Here is an 18,168-nt window from a genome sequence, read left to right as displayed (position 1 = left end):
TCATGACCATATCACAATGGCATATAAGATTATGTATTCTATTTGCTGTTTTACTGGCAATTTGCGCACCACAAAACGGTTATGCCACTGAGAAAAATCAACAGGGTTATATCGCTCGGGAGGAAGGCGTTAAAGGTATATTTGATGCCATCTCCTCAATTATGCGTAAGCCCGTTATATTGAGTAAAATTGCCGTTCGCAAGAAAATTAGTGGCGAATTCGACATAACCAGACCTCAGGGGGTCCTTACCGCCATCTCCGATCAGCTTGGTTTGATCTGGTATAACGATGGCCAGGCTATTTATGTTTACGATGCATCAGAAATTCGTAATGCCGTTATCGTATTGCGTAACACATCATTCAGTGTGGTTAGTGATTTTCTGCAAAATTCTGGCTTATACGATACACGTTATCCGCTTCGTTCTGATCAGCGTAACTCAACATTTTACGTGTCAGGGCCACCGATTTACATCGAATTAATCTCGAATGCAGCGAAGTATCTTGATCAAAAAAGTGATGGTTATGATGGGCGAGAAAATATCGCTGTCATACCTCTTTATAATACTTTTGTTGAAGATCGGGAATATAATTACAGGAATGATAAAATTATCATCCCTGGAATATCCACTGTGGTTAATCGTGTCATGTCGAATGGTATGAGTTCTGGTGGACGCATTCAGAACACAAAAAAGAAGCTGGTTGAAAATGAAGACATGGGGCCAGATGATTTTTCTGATTCAGGAGACGGAGGGGGTGCCGGATATATTCAGATGATTGATGGTCAGGTCCGCACCCCGCTAACGCGTAATGGTATGAGCATCATTTCCGATCCGGGAACGAATAGTCTTCTGGTGAGGGGAAGCGCAGAGCAGGTTGAGTATATTCGTAATCTGGTAAGTTCATTAGACAAAAAGAAACGACATATAGAACTGTCCGTATGGATTGTTGACCTACAAAAAGAGGCTTTCGAGAACTTAGGCGTTGAATGGACCGGAAATCTCAATGTGGGCTCAAATCTCGGTTTTTCATTTAATGGCGGATCAAGCACCATAGATGGAGCAAGCTTTATGGTAACCGCACTGGCTTTAAGTGAGAAAAAACTGGCGAATATTGTGTCTCGCCCCATGCTACTTACCCAGGAAAATATTCCAGCCATATTTGATAATAGTCGTACCTTCTATTCTAAACTGGTAGGCGAGCGAACCGCTCAGCTTGACAGCGTGACTTACGGCACCCTGGTCAGCGTACTTCCTCGTTTCACTGCAAACGGCGAGGTTGAGATGATGTTGAACGTCGAAGATGGCAACCAGTTCGATAATGTGCAGGTTAAAGAGGGTGATTTACCGGAGGTAGGCCGCACGAATATCAGTACCGTTGCCAGGGTACCCAGAGGTAAAAGTTTGCTGATTGGTGGATATACGCGGGATGAAGATACCAGAGTTGAGGGAAAGATCCCCTTACTGGGCGATCTCCCCTGGGTCGGAAAGCTTTTCCGCTACTCGCGAGACAGGTCGTCGAACATGGTGCGCGTCTTCCTGATTCAGCCACGTGAGATAGAAGCTCCTCTCAGTCCGGACGCAAGCACCCTGGTCGGCGAGATGAAGAACGATTTTGCCAGTGATAAGCTTCAAAACTGGATGATGAATTACCTGGACAGTCAAAAATGGCGCTAGGAATAGGTAAAGATGGCTCGGGCATGCAACATTATATGCAGAGCAGAGACAAACTTTCTACAGAAAAGAAAGTGAACTCAGATCTGACCGAACGCCTTGATAATTTCTCAGAAGGAGAGGTACAGATTGCTGAGGACGAGTCCCCGGCAGCGATGTTGCAAAAATTTGCGCAGGCGACAGATGAAATGTCCGCGATAATGGCGCAGTTTCGCAACAGGCGTGACTATGACAAAAAAGCAGGCGCTTCGGGTGAAACTGTCCTCGATCAGGTTCTGGAGGAGGACGTAACACCGAAGTTTGATAAGCTGGTGAAGATTCTCAAGGGGAGTGACGGAAGCAATATCGAGAATCTACTTCGTCAGGCGCGGGCTTTTTTTCCTGATGACAGCGATCTGGTACTCGTTCTGCGCGAGATGCTGCGGCGCAAAAATCTTAATGAAATTGTTCGTAAGCGACTCAAAAATCTTCTCTCTAAGCTAGAAAAAGAGGCCAATCCCAAACGCTTGAAAGCGGGCATCAACGTTGCGTTGAAGGCGCGTTTGTTTGGGAAGAAATTGATGATGAGTCCCGCCCTGATGCGTGAAAGCTATCGGGACTTTCTGGAAAGTGATGAGGGCGAAATTGAACTTTATAAGAAGTGGATTAGCAATTACGGAGTAGAAAAGCGTGGAATAGTTATTAATTTTATGGAAGATGCTCTTCTGGCAGATATTGATTCAGCCGATCCAAGCTGTAGTCATATCGAATTTGGATATCTTTTGGGCCGCATCGGTCAGATAAAGCTAATACGTTCATGCGATATTATCTTCATAAAGAGTATTGTTAATCACATTTCAGTAGGTGATTTCAACAGAGAAGAGGGGGACTGGATATATTTTATGTTCGGTGTGCTGGAGAACCCCAGTCATGTCAGTTCACTTCTTATGGATATATTAGGAGATTGTCTTCGTTTTGCCAGGAAAAGCGATCGCGCAAAACTCTTGCAAACGATTTACACCTCCTGTAAGAGGATCCCGCTTGAAGCTTTCAGCGAGCCGGAAAATCGTGAGGTTCTGCTGAATACGCTTGAAATTATAGCTGATAAAACAATGCTTGAAGAGAATATTGAGCGTCGCCAGGAAGCAAAATAGATTATAAAATGGATGTATGATAGATGAATATTTTTTTGGGTAAAATAAGGAAACATCCAGAATTATTTATACTGGTGTTGGTCGTCGTTATTATCTCAATGCTGGTTATTCCCCTGCCAACCTATCTGGTCGATTTTTTAATCGGCTTGAATATGGTTCTTTCAATCATGGTGTTTCTGGCATCATTTTATATCGACAGGATTTTGAGTTTTTCTTCCTTTCCTTCAGTGCTGCTTATAACGACATTATTTCGTTTAGCGTTGTCGGTTAGCACCAGTCGTCTGATTTTGAATGATGCAGACGCAGGTGAAATCATTGAGACCTTTGGTCAATTTGTTATTGGTGACAATCTGGTTGTAGGGTTTGTAATCTTCTCAATTGTTACCATTGTACAGTTTATGGTTATCACCAAAGGCGCGGAGCGCGTTGCTGAGGTGGCGGCACGATTTTCCCTGGACGGTATGCCCGGAAAGCAAATGAGCATTGATGCTGATTTACGTGCTGGATCAATTGATGCTGAGGGCGCAGCAGCACGCCGGAGCGTGGTTGAACGTGAGAGTCAGCTATACGGTTCTTTTGATGGAGCAATGAAGTTCATCAAAGGAGATGCCATTGCTGGTATTATTGTTATTTTTATTAACTTCATTGGGGGAATTAGCGTAGGGGTGTCGCAGCATGGCATGGATATGTCAAGCGCACTTTCTACTTATACTTTGCTGACTATTGGTGATGGTCTGGTCGCACAGATACCTGCGTTGCTGATTGCTATTGGTGCAGGATTTATTGTTACGCGCGTAAACGGCGATAGCGACAATATGGGACAAACCATAATAAATCAGCTTTTCAAAAATCCCTCTGTGCTGGTTATTGGGGCAATCATTGCGCTTGGCATTGGCAGCTTACCTGGCTTTCCTTTTGCCGTATTTCTCATTTTAGCTGTGTTACCTACCAGCATTCTTTACTACCAATACTGGAAAAAGAAGAAATCCCAGAGAGAATCGGACACGCAGGTAGAAAGTGGTTTTGATACTGATTCAGCCTCAGGCGACAGTGAGAGTTCTCTGGGGTTAATAACCGATCTGGACAGTATTCGATCAGAAACCGTACCTGTAATTGTTCTTGTAAATGAGGGTGATGTAGCTGTTTTCGAGAAAGAAAAACTTATCGATCGCTATCGCAGTCAGTTCTTCATCGATTACGGTATAAATCTTCCTGAAATTACACTTAAACCCTCAGTGAACACCGAACCAGGCACGGTAATCATCCTGATTAATGAGATCAAGGCCGATCAGTTTCGCGTACAGTTCAACCATTATCGTGTTGTTAACAGTTCTGAAGAACTGAAGCATATGGGCATCCCCTTTGTCACAATCGATAATATGGTGTGGGTTGACAAAGAGCAGAAAAAAAATCTCTCTGCATTAGGGTATCAATTAAGAAAGAGTATTGATGAAGTTTACTACACGTTCTCCGCTATTATGATCAGGTATATTGGCGAGTATTTTGGTGTTCAGGAAACAAAAAATATGTTGGACAAACTTGAAGACAAATACCCTGATTTAATGAAAGAAGTGATGCGGCATGCCACTATACAGAGGATTTCTGAGGTATTGCAGCGTTTACTAAGTGAGCGTATTTCCGTGCGTAACATGAAACTTATTATGGAAGCTATTGCACTATGGGCGCCGCGAGAGAAGGATGTTATTTCTCTGGTTGAGCATATTCGAGGGGCGATGGCTCGATACATATGCCATAAGTTTTCGGCGGGAAGTACATTACGTGTAATCATGCTTTCGAGTGAGTTTGAAGAGAAAATCAGGCAGGGGATCAGGAATACCTCGGCAGGAACATTTCTTAACCTGGAGCCAGCAATCGCGGACGAGCTTATGGACAAGTTTTCACTAGCTATGGACAGTGTAACCATTTCATTACGCGATCTTGTCGTTCTGTCATCGATGGATATCAGGCGTTTTCTAAAAAGATTCTTAGAGTCCCGATTTAAAGATCTTGAGGTTATGTCATTTGGTGAGGTAACCGATACGGTATCAATTGATGTTATTAAAACCATTTAGCAGAGAGTGAAAATGTATACAGATATTGTTTCATTGATTCGAGGGGCTTTACTTGAAAATGGATGCGATGAATCTTTATTGGGGGGATTTGATAGCCACTCAACAATTTCCCTCGATTTCGAGAATCATCCAAGCATGCTTATTAGTGAAGATGATAATTATATCTGGATTTGGTCAAGGCTTTGTGAAGTCAACGATGGCATTATGCAATATAAAGCAAGTGCTCTCCTTGAAAAAATGACAGAGGGATGTCACTTCTCAATCACAGGTCAGCTCCAGATTTCTATCAATGAGGGGTATATCGAACTTAAAGGTATGGTGCATCCAAAGTTTCTGGAAAATAGCACAAGTTTTGCGGAGGCGATGAATGAATTTTTCACCCTGCAGGAAGCATTTTTGGGGATCATTCGGTAATGGCAACGCGGGCGTTGTTACGGCATCAGGCTCACCCCTTGCGGCTTTCTGGTCCTCTTATTGAAGCCGTGTTACCTCATGTGAAAGTGGGGGAGATTTGTGAAATCCGCGAAAGCTGGAGTCAGTCAGCGATTGTGGCTCGTGCCCAGGTACTCGGTTTTAACGGTGAACGTACCATTTTAAGCCTGATTGGTACCTCAAAAGGCCTGTCCCGCGAGGCAATCATCAGCCCAACAGGGTCAGGACTCTCTGTAACACTTAGCCCGGATTTACTGGGCTGTGTACTGGATCCTTCGGGCCGGATTGTGGAGCGTTTTGCGAATAATGCAGGGGGATTCGTTACCGAAATCAGGGCAATAGATTCATCACCTCCTTCTTACCAGGAACGCGTCGGCATTCGTCAGCCCTTTTACACTGGCATACGTGCTATTGATGGCCTGATTACCTGCGGTGTCGGCCAGAGGCTTGGAATCTTTGCTTCAGCGGGCTGTGGCAAAACGACCCTCATGCACATGCTGATTGAGCACTCGGATGCGGATGTCTTTGTTATCGCGTTGATCGGCGAGCGTGGGCGAGAAGTTACTGAATTTACCGAAACCTTGCGTCAGTCGGATCGTCAGCAGAAATGCATTCTGGTCTATGCAACGTCTGATTATTCATCGCTCGACCGTTGCAACGCAGCGCTCGTGGCAACCACAGTGGCAGAGTATTTCCGGGATGCTGGTTTGAGCGTGGTGTTATTCTTTGACTCTATAACCCGGTACGCCAGAGCATTACGAGATGTGGCATTGGCGGCGGGAGAGTCTCCCGCACGGCGCGGCTATCCTGCTTCGGTATTTGACTCCCTACCCAGGTTACTTGAGCGGCCAGGTTGTACGCTTTCTGGCGGTATTACGGCATGGTTCACAATTTTACTTGAAAGTGATGACGAACCCGATCCGATAGCCGATGAGATTCGCTCCATACTTGATGGGCATATCTATTTGAGTCGGAAATTAGCTGCACAGAATCATTATCCAGCAATAGATATTTTGGGCAGCATCAGCCGCGTTGCTAGTCAGGTCTGCGAACCAGAGCATTTACGTCTGGCGGGTGAGGTACGCCGTATTTTAGCAAAACTTGCGGAGCTCCAAATTTTTATAGATTTAGGTGAGTACCATCCGGGAGAAAACAAGGAAAACGATCGCGCAATGGCTAAGCGTGATGCATTACTCGCGTGGTTAAATCAAAAAGGCGATGAGCATGCGGAATTCAGCGATATTATGCAGGAGTTAGCTCGCCTTGCGTCATAATATTAAGAATTTAATGACTCGTTCTGAATTAAAAATAGAAATAAACGATCTACTCCTTGCCAGGAATGAGAGTGAGCACCGTACCATAACTACGCGCATTGATTCTATTGGTGAAGAAATGATAGCACTGGTTAACCTGAGCCGTAGCCTTTACCCGACGGGGGAGGTGACCAGGGAGCAGTTGCTCTCTATTCAACGTCGTCAGGGGGCAATTAAAAGAAAACTGGCGGATATGAAAATGCAAAAAGCTCAAATTTCGCTTGAACTTGAAGCCTGTCAGCAGAAAAAAATTGAACTTTCAGAGAAACAGAAATTCCTGGTCAGGAAGAAGGACAAATACACTCATCTGCATACCACCGAGCGTCACAAAAAACGTCTCAAAGATGTGCGAATTGAAGAGTCTGAAACAGAAGAGAGGATTTCATGGCTACGGTGAATAGTGTCAAAACGACGGATAGCAGTCTTCAAAAAAATGCAGGCGAGGTGGTTTCAAAAAGTCTGGATGATATCGTTAAGAGAAAACTAAAAGACAGGGACAGCAAAAAAGATGTCTTGCCTGTGCTCCAGCACGTAGACCTACCAACGCAGCGTGAGCTTAGGGAGGCCTCTTTACCTCTGCAGGGTGGGAAATTAACTGAGATCAGGGTTAACCAGACGCATAACCTGGCGCTGTCCAGAATTCTGCGCTTACCGGAAAGCGCTGATACTATACAAAAAAACAACGACATTGCAGTGACGGAGACGGGAAAGAATAAAACGAGTACGGCTCCCGGGCATGACCGGTTCATGATTAATCCGGGGCAGAAAAAACTGCCTGATTCTGCCGCAGACCGTTCAGACACTTTGAAAATAGCGAACGGAACATCTCCGAATCCTGCGCAGCTTCATTTAGCTTCGTCGTTAAAAAAAGTTGATGCTGACGAAAATAGAGTAATGCAGGAAGCCCATGACAGTAAAAAGTTTCCTGTGAGGGAGATCCCGTTACATCAGCTATCAGCTAATACATCTGCCCCGTCTCAGCAAGTTAATAATCCAGAACAGGCAACAGTTTTTAAGCCGATGAATATGGCAAAGAATGAAGCTTCATGGGGCAGATTGGTTGAAACCTCACGGGTTGCTGATAATTCTTCTGAGGTAAAGGAGGGGGCCGGGAACAGTAAACTGACCTATACCTTCTCGGATTGGGGGAAAGGCCACCAGGTTAACGTCCAGATTAGTAGCAATCAGGGTACCCCTAATATATTGCATCCTTCAGACCCTCTCGTACATCAACGGCTGTCAGATCATAGTGGACAGCATCATGGACAGAATCACAGACAGCCTGAATGGGTTTTTCATGATGAACATGAGCAATCACAACGTGCGCATAAACAACCTCAACCGGATGAGGAACAGACGTGATTAAACATCACTTTCGGCACTACTCAACTACTGAGCTGTTATGGCGTCAGCAGGTCTTATCCTGGGTAAAAAAGGGATTTGAAGTTCAGCAGAATATACCGCCGGGAGAAGGTTTATTCCAGTTTATTAGCGATACGGGGTGGGAGGGGCTGATAGATTTACAAAGCTGGTTTGCAAGCGTAATGCCACAGAGTGCAAAAATGGCAAGTCGCTGTTGGTCTGTGAACCAACTTGAAGCTCTGTTCGTTAACAGTGAACGCCCTCTTGAGGGATTGCCTGCTGAACTTGAATATCAACGGATGGAAAGTAAAGGGGATATTGATAGCACGCAAAGAGTCAATTCAATGTACTCGTTGCTGACCCCGCAAGGCCGCGTGTGGATCAGCAAAATGCCTGGAGTTACACCCATTATAAACGAGCATGAAAGAATATCATTAGACCAGGTGCCTGTTGATATCCAGTTTGAAATAGGGCATAGCGCTATTTCAGTTGCCCTGCTAAGTCAGTTGCAACAGGGTGATTTGCTGCTCATTAATGTTAGAAAGAATTTAATTATTAATAATCAGGCTGTAATAGGCAGCTTTGACTACGTTGAGGAAGGATTTATGTTTCAAGAGGATGATGAGGAGATGCTGTCTGGTGCATATGAGGAAAACGCGTCGGAGGATGAATCCGTTAGAAGCGAATCAGAAAAACTTCTCCCCTGCGATAAAATATCAATCCGGCTGGGTTTCGTTCTGCAACAAAAAAGACTTTCTATTAGCCAGCTTGGATCGCTATATGAAGGTGAAGTGCTGCCGTGCCAAATAGAGGCTGAGAAGAATGTAACAATCACTGCAAATGGCACCGCCATTGCCCGTGGTGAACTGGTTTGGATCGAAGATCGCATGGGAGTCGAAGTTAAAGAGCTTTATCAAGAGGCCAGTGATGGTTCAAAGTAATGATATTACTCTTATAGCACTGCTGGCATTCTCTACGCTACTCCCTTTTATCATCGCGTGTGGTACATGTTATATCAAGTTCTCTATTGTATTTGTTATGGTACGTAATGCGCTGGGATTGCAGCAGATCCCATCGAATATGACGTTGAACGGTATTGCCCTGGTTCTGGCGTTTTTCGTTATGATGCCCGTGGTCAAAAATGGTTATGAAGCGTATCAAAGTTCAGGAAGTGATGTAAATAACCCGCAGTCTATGGCCTATTTTATTGAAAATGGGTTGGACAGCTATCGTAATTATTTGGAAAAATACTCCGATTCCGATCTGGTTAATTTTTTTGAACGTGTACAACTTCAACGCGATAGAGAAGAAAATGGTACTGCTGAGGAGGTACAACGAGCATCTATTATTTCTTTATTGCCGGCATATGCTTTAAGCGAAATAAAGAGTGCTTTTAAAATAGGATTTTATCTCTATCTACCGTTTGTCGTTATAGACCTGTTAATTTCCAGTATATTGCTGGCCCTGGGGATGATGATGATGAGCCCGGTAACTATTTCGGTGCCTATCAAGCTTGTGCTTTTCGTGGTACTGGATGGTTGGACCTTATTATCAAAAGGATTAATATTGCAGTATATAGAGCTGGCCTCCTGATGAGTCGGACTGAACTATGAATGAAATCACTTTTGCAGGCAATAAAGCGCTCTATCTGATATTGATGCTTTCCGCTTTACCCATAGGGGTTGCGACGATAGTAGGGCTTTTAGTCGGCCTTTTCCAGACGGTCACACAATTGCAGGAGCAAACGCTACCCTTTGGCCTGAAACTATTAAGCGTGACATTATGTTTATTTCTGATTTCGGGCTGGTATGGTGATGTGCTGGTGAGTTTTTCACGTGAGGTAATCCGCATGGCATTGGCTCGTTAAAGATGTCTACTGCATTATTCTTTGATGTACATACCTGGCTATATGAAATGGCAATGGTTTCCGCCAGACTGATGCCAGCTTTTATTCTATTGCCTTTCTTCAATACTAATACATTGACAGGCGCAATCCGGCTGCCCGTAGCGATGCTCGTGGGCGTTGGATTATGGCCACATGCCGGGGAACCTTTTGTAGATTATGATGATATTTTTTTATTTATCATCATTGGAAAAGAGCTGATCGTGGGACTTATCATTGCCATTTTCCTCTGCCTGCCATGCTGGGTGCTACATGCAGCAGGTAGTTTTATTGATAATCAACGAGGAGCGACTTTGAGTAGTAGTATCGATCCTTTGTCTGGTGTCGATACTTCTGAGCTGGCCAATTTCTTCAATTTGTTTGCTGCCGTGGTGGTATTACAAAATGGTGGCCTACTTATTATGCTGGAAGTATTTGAGAAGAGTTATCTACTGTGGGAACCCTACCAGTTAAACGTACCTGGCCTTAAGACCGTGTTGGGATTCCTGGTTCTGTTGACCAGGAACGCCATTATCCTGGCCAGCCCACTCATTGCTGTGTTTTTACTTTCTGAGTTATGCCTGGGGCTGCTGGCACGATTTGCTCCCCAGTTGAATGCGTTTGCGCTGGCACTGACGGTAAAGAGTATAATTGCTTTCTTTTTATTACTAATCTATTTTACGCCAGTATTGCCGGGTAAAATTATATTGCTGGAATTGCTCCCTGATACGCTTCCTGGCTGGTCAGGTAAAATTTTCTAATAAGCTGAAAGATTCTTATTATGAGGAAAGATTAATGGCCGGGAGTAAAACAGAAAAACCAACCCCAAAAAAGAAAAAGGATGCCGCAAAGAAGGGGCAAGCCTTCAAAAGTAAAGATCTTATTATATCCATTCTCATTCTGGTTGGCGTACAGTATCTTGTCAATTTTTCTAATGTAATGGAGCTAATGCTTTTATGGCGTCGTATTATCGAAAACAACTTTACCAATAATATGGAAAGTTATGCACGCGCTGTACTTTGGACAGGTGTTAAAATTTTCCTACCATTTCTTATTTTATGCGTTGTTGCTTCAGCCTTGCCCACTCTGTTACAAACTGGATTTATGCTTGCCAGTAAGGCACTAAGAATAAAATTTGATGCGCTAAACCCCATCAATGGAATTAAGAAATTATTTAGTCTTCGTACAGCTAAAGATGTCATTAAATCAACGCTGTTCCTGACAAGCTTTATTGTAGCCGCCTGCTTATTCTGGAGTAATAATAAGTCTGTTATTTTTTCTCAAGTTAACGGCACTGTTCGGCATATTTTACCTGTGTGGGGTGAACTCTTTAGCTCGTTAGTTGCATTATGTCTGATCTGTGCGCTATTAGTGGTAATTCTGGATGCCCTGGCAGAATATTTTTTACATATCAAAGATCTAAAAATGGAAAAGCAGGAGGTAAAAAGAGAATACAAAGAGCAGGATGGTGATCCGGAAATCAAAGCCAAACGTAAAGAACTCCATATGGAGCTGCTTTCAGAACAGGTTAAATCTGATATTAAGAATTCCAAAGTTATTATCGCTAACCCCACTCATATCGCCGTGGGCATCTATATGAATAAAGATGTGGTGGGCTTGCCTTTTATCTCGGTACTGGAGAAGAACCAGCGGGCACTTGCAGTGCGTGCCTATGCTGAGAATGTTGGGGTACCGGTGGTGGAGAACGTCAAACTGGCGCGACGTATACTGAAATCACATCGCAGATATTCTTTTGTAAGTCTGGAAGAACTGGATGAGGTCATTAACATCTTGATTTGGCTCGAGCAGGTAGAAAATGCCTGGGTGAGTGAGCAACACCAACCGGACCTCGAAGAGAACAAATGAGCGTTATCTATGAGAACGTATTACACATGCATGGTTTAATGAGGTCATCAAGGCTTGAGGTGGCCCTACCTGGGAGAGAAAGATGAGCACGATGAAAGGTAATTTCACTGAAAAAGAAGCCGAGTTAATGATGACGGCGACAATGGAGCATGGTGCAACATTACGTGAAATTCACGGGATTCCGGATGATGTAATGGAAAACATTTATGCACATGCTTACCAATATTATAAAGAGGGTCGCCTTGATGAGGCGGAGAATTTCTTCAACTTTCTTTGTATGTATGACCTGAAGAATCCAGATTATTTTATTGGTCTTGGTGCTGTTAACCAGTTAAAGAAGAATTACATTAAGGCTTGTGATTTTTACGCTCTTGCTTATTTTATGGCTGAAAATAATTTTAATCCCGTTTATTACTCAGGTCAGTGCCAGTTATTAATGGGTAATGTGATTAAAGCTCTACAATGCTTTGATATTGTTTGCCAGCGTTGCCCCGATGAAAAACTGGTGGCGAAAGCAAAAATCTATATGGAAACCATCAGGTTGAATAAGTCTGATATCCATCAAGATGATACCACAAAAATTAACGATGAAAATATCTAGCGACGAGGTTAAATACTAAATATGGATCTGAGCTTTTCTAAAACGGCAGGCCTGGGTAACCAACTTCCTGTGGCAACTCCTTTGCATGACAGTTTAGTGACTAATAAAACACATATTTCGCCTTCAGATGGGGTGAGATTACATATCAAAGCCCAGGAAAAAAAACTGGAAGCTTTAGCGAAAAGCATATCTGATGACTACGACCTCAATATGGAAGATTATAATGAACAGCCTGTTCTTAGGCCTTCCAATAGTCAGTTAACGAATAAGGCTCAGGTGCTACTAGCGATGGCACGCTACCAGTCCATTACTGAAAAATTGGATCAAAGTAAGCTGGATAATGCGTTAGCAACTTTTGTAGCTCAGTCAGAGGCGAAGATTAGTAAAGCAGAAGAAATGTCAGAAATTCTGGATGGCCTGCATAAAGAATTCGATGAATTTGAAAAAAACATTATCACAGCAAATGAACAAGAAAGCAATGCACATGAACAGTGGAGTAACGCTGATAAAAAACTAAGCGAAGCGAAAAAAAATCTTAGTAATCTTATGAATAGTACAGATGCCAGCCCTGACGATATTGCCAATGCAAAAGAACAGGTCAACAAAGCATCTCAAACTGTAGCTGAAGCGAAAGATATTCTCGCGGTCGCCGAAAATAATACGCGGAAAGCCCTGGAAGCCGGACAGAAAATCATGGATGCCATTAGTGCTAAAACGGCTGAGATGAATAAAGAGTACGCTGATATTAACTTGCCCGCCACGAGCCGGGCCAGCTCCGCAATTGAACAGTCGGAAAAGGCAATGACTCGTACTTCCATCATGATCATGCTGCTCTCAGAATTCATTATGAAAATGGATGAAGCTGCTTCGGATAAGCTGCAAAGCGATCTGGAATTGAACCGTATTCAGATGAAAGCTCGTCAGGCTGAAATGAAGCGTAAATCTGATGAGTATGAAGAACAGGTTCGTAAGGCTGAAGAAGCGCAAAAAATGGCCGGCTGTATTGCTAACATCCTTGGTGGACTGGCAATGGCTCTGGGGATTATAACATCAGTATTTGGTGGAGCGGGAGTAGCTTTAATGGCGATTAGCATTGGGGTGATGATTGCTGACCCTATTACTGAAGCCATCACAGGGGAATCCCTTACTGGAATGATTATGAACCCATTGATGGAGCATGTTCTTATGCCTTTGATGAAGATACTGGGAGATATCGTTTCAAAGATTTTTGATGCCACCGGACTTGGGGCGCTGTTAAATGCCATCGATAAGGCTACAGGCGCGAATATGATGGGCACTATTCATACCATCGTGACGGCAGCAGTTGCGATTGCAGCTATTGTAGCTATAGCTCTTTTAGCTAAAAGCGCAGCAAAATTTTTGATTGAGAAGATGTCCAAGGCAATGACATCCGCAATCATGCAAGCGATAAAAAAAGCCATTACGCAAGTTATTAAAAAAATTATCCCGAAAATTATCAGAAATGCTGCAAAAAATGCTTCCACGGCATTGACTAACATGTGGAAAGCGGCTGCAAAAGAGGTCAACAGAATTTTATCAGAGATTTCGAAAAAAATTGATAAAATCTCTGCAAAGATGACCAAAAATATTACAGGAATAGTAAAAAATAGCAATTCAGCCGTGCTGAATAACTTGAGTAAAATTAACATAAATCATATTAATATGGTTCGTAACGGGATTGAATTAACAAATGCGGCTACTCAGCTCGGCCTGAATATCAATGTGGCTAATATTCAGCTCGAAGCATCTAAAGCCTTAGCGCAATTTCAGCTTGCTAATAGTGATATTAAAATTTTACGCGATTTAGTATCTACAATACTTTCCCGTTTTCGAGAGGAACAAAATCTCATTAAATCGGTTGGGCAACAGCTGACGGACAGCTTACAGAATAATGCTTCTACGAATCGTTTCATTGTGCAAAATATAAAAGCGTAGCTTTAATTAAGAGGGAGTTTAGCATGACCTATTTATCTGGTAATACCGTTACTAACAACACAACCCTTCAGGTTTTGAGGAATAAGCCTGGTGACGATGTCGCACTATCCAAAACGGATATTCTTAAAAATAATAAAGTCACTAAAGAGATTATCGATCCTTTTGTTTATAAAGCTGAAGAGAATGCTGCAACCAAAAAGTCCTCAAATGTTGGGGTTCCCGGAATTCGTAAAGCTTCGATAGTAGCTGAGCCAGATTTACTGGATAAACAACTTTCACAGTTACTTACCGGATTTGCGAATCTGCCACAGCAGAAAGGAGACCAACTCAGTCAAACTATGCTGAATGGCGTGAAAGAATTATCCACAACCAGCAAATTCGATATTTCATCGCTGGTTGGTGGTTTCACTGGAAAAATGGCAGCGTTATTGCAAATTGTAGTCGAGGCCGAGCAAAAAAATGCTAAGAGTCTGGCCGCTCAGGCTAATGCCAATAATATAATGGCCAGAGCTCAGGGGGAGAACAGTGCCAGAAATATTGTTAAGGCTGGCGAGGAAGGCAGGAATATGGTTATCACGCAGTCCGCTGCGGGTTTGGCCGCTACTGGCGTTTCATCGGCTATGCAGATTAAAGCTTCTTCACAGAAGAATTCAGCGATTAAATTACATGCGCAAAAAGAAAACGCGCTTAAATCTCAAGCGGCGACTCTTGACAGTAAAACTGCTCCATCTAAATTGATTAAAGAAGGTGATGCACTTCATTCAGATTCACAAATTCTGAAAGCCACTCCCAAAAATTTAGAATTTCAAGCTGCAGAGCAAAAACTTCAATATCAGCTTCGAACGAATGATGCTGATAAGCTTTACGGCCAGGGGATGGCGCTGAATCAGATCGGTCAGAATGGTGCCGCGATTGCTGCTGCGAATGGTCAAATCACTAAGGCTGAGGCTGAATCTAAAGCTGCGCTTGCCAAATCAGATGAAAGTATCTATCAAGCCGGTAAAGATTCTGACGAGCGCCGTATGCAAATATCAATGCAGATGAAAGCAATGGTGATGGAATTGATCGCGCAGGCTAGCCAAAACAGAGCTAACAACGTTAGCGCAATGGCTAATAACCTCAAAGGCTAGTCATACTTATAGTTAACTTCTAATCCAGCCTCTTGCACATGCAGGAGGTTTATTATGAGAAAAATTCATGAAAATACAGTCCGCGCCCCTCACTTTGCCGTCTGCCTATTTAGCAGGATCACCAGATAAAGAAACTTCCATATCAAGTAAAAGGCAAGTGATATTCCCAGGAACAGTTCCTCTCACAGGTTCTGCACGTACATCTCTGGAGAAGATAAATCACAATGATCCTGAATCAATTAAGGCCAGAATTGCTCTGGAAAAACAGCAACGCGAAGTACAAATTACCGTTCTTAAGGCATTAGTTAGCTCAATCCATTCTGATGATTCATCACCTTGTTCATCAGACATGCTGAAAAATTTCCAACCCTTTACCACATCTAAAGATGCACTTAGCTTCGGTCAAAATTTACGTAAGTTTGAACCTGTTCGGTCTGCGTCTGTTGAAGCCAGCGATACAACATATCGGTCTGAAAATGTAAGTTCAATGATTAGGGGCGAACGGTCTGGACCGTCTTCAAGTAAGGAAATATGTGATTCCGTAGCTGATTCTATCGAGTCCATGGGAAAAGATTATCTCGATGTCTTCCAGCAGGCGGTTGAGAAAAACGCTGCATTTTACAGTGACTTTTCGGATTTTATGACTGGCATCAATAAGTACATCAGTGCAGATGATGATAAAACTATTCTAGACTGCAAAAGTTTCGATAAAGCACTCTCTCAGCTCAAGTCCAAGTATACGGTGCCTGCTTTCAATACAACTTTATATCCCGTACAAAGTGGTGACCTCTGGACTGGAGCGACAAAAGAAGAATGCGAGGCATGGGCAACAGAAATGGGTCTTAATCCAGATAATTGTGTCAAATACTTAGGACCAGGAAAATATATAGTTCACATCGATGTGTCACCTTTATCGAAAATACAAGATACGTACCCAAAAGCGCCGCCCCCGGGGACTGCAGGTGATTTTTTGAGTAAGTGGGAAATGTCGTGCAATTCTGCTCAATGGGCTGCCTGGCAAAGTGGTGTCGATATGCAAAAAGACAGTATTCAGACTGCAATGCAAACCCTGACGCAAAAATATTCCAATGCCAACTCCACCTTTGATAATTTAGTCAAGGTGTTAAGTGGTACTATCTCATCTTTACTGGAATCTGATAAGTCGTTCTTTAATATTTAATGAGGAATTGTAAATGACGATAATATCTGGTACCTGTACAAGAGTACTTAACCCAGGGGTTCAACAAAATAGGGATAATTCTACTAAAATAAGCAATAATCTTAATGGTGTAAGTAATAAGGTTATAACTAATGAATTACCTTCTGCTTTAAATGCCAATAAGAATGACCTTATAAAAAATATTTTTGAGTCAATTACTAAGTTTACAGCCCTGCCAGATAATTTAATTACTCAGGGGCAGTATCAGGAAAAATCTTCGCACATATCGGGAGAGGCTAATCACACCTCAAATAACATTGCGCAACTCCGGCAGGAATTGCCATCATCTCTCACTTTTTATAATGAAAAATTAAATGCAGCATTAAATGATTTTAGTGGTGATGACAGCAATACTAAGTCAGATGTTAATGTGGCGCTCAATAGATATCATGGAGATCCAAATAAAAGTGAATCCGCGCGTAAACGTTTCGAAACTTTTTTAATTCTGCGCAAAGCGGTTAAGGATAATATCCCGATTAATGATTCCTATTCATTAGAAAAACTTAACAAGTTGACGAAAAGCTTTGCTACAACCATTGCTAAAAATGGTTTTGATCTGGACTCTGTTGTTGCAGGATCAAGCAAGTCTGGCGTGGGTAAATTAAAGAAATTTCAACAAACCTGTACTGATCTTGTCAACTTAAGTAAGCTCAATAATAAAGTTGAATTCAGTTTTAATAAACAGTTGTCAGAAGTTATTTCAGGACATGTCACCAAATATGAAACTGGAAAATTGATAACTGGTGACGTTATCAATAATATATTTCGACCATCGCTAGAACAGCATCAAGACATGTGGGTTCAAACGGATAAATCAAATTTAGAGCCTATTGACGCGATTGAGTCAAGAATTCAACATGAATGTCTTGTCCTTGATCTTTTAAAAGGAAACGCTAAAAAAGAAGGTGATCCTTTATCACCTACAGCGGAAAGTCCGGACCCAACAGAACCTTCTTCCGCTCATCCTGAAAAGCCACTGCAGGCACAGCCGATTATTAATATTACTTATGCGCCTGTTAATATAAATATAAATAATCCTACTGCAAGCCCTGATGTTGCGAACAAAGACGTGGAGGTTAATTTAATAAGGGAGAAAAAAAATTCTAAACCCCAAGGCACATCATCTCAAAACGATGATGTCATAGATGGTCGGCAGAAAAAAAAATCTACCTTTACGAATACAAATCCCGCTGATATAAAAAATGAAGATTCAGAACAGTATGATGTCCCGGATGGCCACCTGGTTTCAGCGGACATAATTAACACTGCAGGGCAGGGCGAGCAGACTAACAGCCCGACTGGAGGTCGCCCCGTGTCGGGTATGGACGCCAGCACCGGCATGGATGATGGCGTCGATGGCGGGACCGGCAGCTTTGACGGTACGGTTTCCACAGCGGATAACCGGACGGGCGGAGGACGCCCCTTGTCGGGTAAGGACGTCAGCACCGGCATGGATGATGGCGTCGATGGCGTCGATGGCGTCGATGGCGGGACCGGCAGCTTTGACAGTGCGGATTCCACAGCGGATAACC

At 42.9% G+C, this 18,168-nt stretch carries 17 protein-coding genes; all 17 read left to right on the top strand.

What is annotated here, in order from left to right; genetic code table 11:
* Window positions 1-2 precede the first annotated feature (2 nt).
* Complete coding sequence (gene sctC, locus ACLRGG_RS12250) at window positions 3-1,673, top strand: type III secretion system outer membrane ring subunit SctC (RefSeq protein ID WP_416250031.1); 1,671 nt, start codon at window positions 3-5, stop codon at window positions 1,671-1,673.
* Window positions 1,664-2,803 carry a type III secretion system gatekeeper subunit SctW gene (gene sctW / locus ACLRGG_RS12245; RefSeq protein ID WP_416250030.1) on the top strand — a complete coding sequence of 380 codons (1,140 nt, stop codon included), beginning with the start codon at window positions 1,664-1,666 and terminating at the stop codon, window positions 2,801-2,803. Before sctC ends, sctW begins: the two co-directional genes overlap by 10 nt.
* Before the next feature lie 23 nt (window positions 2,804-2,826).
* The gene (locus ACLRGG_RS12240) at window positions 2,827-4,875 is read left to right on the top strand and encodes an EscV/YscV/HrcV family type III secretion system export apparatus protein (RefSeq protein WP_416250029.1); all 2,049 of its coding nucleotides are present in this window, start codon (window positions 2,827-2,829) and stop codon (window positions 4,873-4,875) included.
* A 12-nt stretch (window positions 4,876-4,887) separates the two neighbouring features.
* On the top strand, window positions 4,888-5,289 hold the full coding sequence (locus tag ACLRGG_RS12235) for an InvB/SpaK family type III secretion system chaperone (RefSeq protein ID WP_416250028.1): 402 nt from the start codon (window positions 4,888-4,890) through the stop codon (window positions 5,287-5,289).
* Window positions 5,289-6,581, top strand: coding sequence for a type III secretion system ATPase SctN (gene sctN, locus ACLRGG_RS12230; protein ID WP_416250027.1), 1,293 nt, complete (start codon window positions 5,289-5,291; stop codon window positions 6,579-6,581). Before ACLRGG_RS12235 ends, sctN begins: the two co-directional genes overlap by 1 nt.
* On the top strand, window positions 6,571-7,017 hold the full coding sequence (locus ACLRGG_RS12225; protein ID WP_416250026.1) for a SpaM family type III secretion system protein: 447 nt from the start codon (window positions 6,571-6,573) through the stop codon (window positions 7,015-7,017). The genes sctN and ACLRGG_RS12225 overlap by 11 nt, the downstream gene beginning before the upstream one ends.
* The gene (locus ACLRGG_RS12220) at window positions 7,005-7,982 is read left to right on the top strand and encodes a SpaN/EivJ family type III secretion system needle length determinant (protein WP_416250025.1); all 978 of its coding nucleotides are present in this window, start codon (window positions 7,005-7,007) and stop codon (window positions 7,980-7,982) included. The genes ACLRGG_RS12225 and ACLRGG_RS12220 overlap by 13 nt, the downstream gene beginning before the upstream one ends.
* A complete protein-coding gene (locus tag ACLRGG_RS12215) occupies window positions 7,979-8,923 on the top strand; it encodes a FliM/FliN family flagellar motor switch protein (RefSeq protein WP_416250024.1) in 945 nt (314 codons plus the stop codon). Before ACLRGG_RS12220 ends, ACLRGG_RS12215 begins: the two co-directional genes overlap by 4 nt.
* Entirely contained in the window at window positions 8,910-9,575 is a 666-nt protein-coding gene (locus ACLRGG_RS12210; RefSeq protein WP_416250023.1) for an EscR/YscR/HrcR family type III secretion system export apparatus protein, read from the top strand. Before ACLRGG_RS12215 ends, ACLRGG_RS12210 begins: the two co-directional genes overlap by 14 nt.
* Before the next feature lie 16 nt (window positions 9,576-9,591).
* Window positions 9,592-9,849, top strand: coding sequence for an EscS/YscS/HrcS family type III secretion system export apparatus protein (locus ACLRGG_RS12205; RefSeq protein WP_416250022.1), 258 nt, complete (start codon window positions 9,592-9,594; stop codon window positions 9,847-9,849).
* 2 nt (window positions 9,850-9,851) lie between these two features.
* Window positions 9,852-10,625, top strand: coding sequence for a type III secretion system export apparatus subunit SctT (gene sctT, locus ACLRGG_RS12200; RefSeq protein WP_416250021.1), 774 nt, complete (start codon window positions 9,852-9,854; stop codon window positions 10,623-10,625).
* Window positions 10,626-10,659: 34 nt separating this feature from the next.
* Window positions 10,660-11,730: an EscU/YscU/HrcU family type III secretion system export apparatus switch protein gene (locus tag ACLRGG_RS12195; protein WP_416250020.1), complete on the top strand. Its 1,071-nt coding sequence runs from the start codon at window positions 10,660-10,662 to the stop codon at window positions 11,728-11,730.
* A gap of 82 nt (window positions 11,731-11,812) precedes the next feature.
* A complete protein-coding gene (gene sicA / locus ACLRGG_RS12190) occupies window positions 11,813-12,331 on the top strand; it encodes a type III secretion system translocator chaperone SicA (protein ID WP_416250019.1) in 519 nt (172 codons plus the stop codon).
* A 21-nt stretch (window positions 12,332-12,352) separates the two neighbouring features.
* Window positions 12,353-14,287, top strand: coding sequence for a type III secretion system translocon subunit SseC family protein (gene sctE / locus ACLRGG_RS12185; protein ID WP_416250018.1), 1,935 nt, complete (start codon window positions 12,353-12,355; stop codon window positions 14,285-14,287).
* A 23-nt stretch (window positions 14,288-14,310) separates the two neighbouring features.
* On the top strand, window positions 14,311-15,417 hold the full coding sequence (locus tag ACLRGG_RS12180; protein WP_416250017.1) for an IpaC/SipC family type III secretion system effector: 1,107 nt from the start codon (window positions 14,311-14,313) through the stop codon (window positions 15,415-15,417).
* 67 nt (window positions 15,418-15,484) lie between these two features.
* A complete protein-coding gene (locus tag ACLRGG_RS12175) occupies window positions 15,485-16,597 on the top strand; it encodes an IpaD/SipD/SspD family type III secretion system needle tip protein (RefSeq protein WP_416250016.1) in 1,113 nt (370 codons plus the stop codon).
* A 13-nt stretch (window positions 16,598-16,610) separates the two neighbouring features.
* On the top strand, window positions 16,611-18,168 hold a 1,558-nt coding region (locus ACLRGG_RS12170; RefSeq protein WP_416250015.1), incomplete at its 3' end, for a hypothetical protein.

Origin of the sequence: Erwinia sp. PPS120 (assembly GCF_047918655.1) — a bacterium.
Taxonomy (GTDB): Bacteria; Pseudomonadota; Gammaproteobacteria; order Enterobacterales; family Enterobacteriaceae; genus Erwinia; species Erwinia tasmaniensis_A.
Note: the sequence above shows the minus strand (reverse complement) of the source record. Positions and strands in the feature narration are given on the sequence as shown.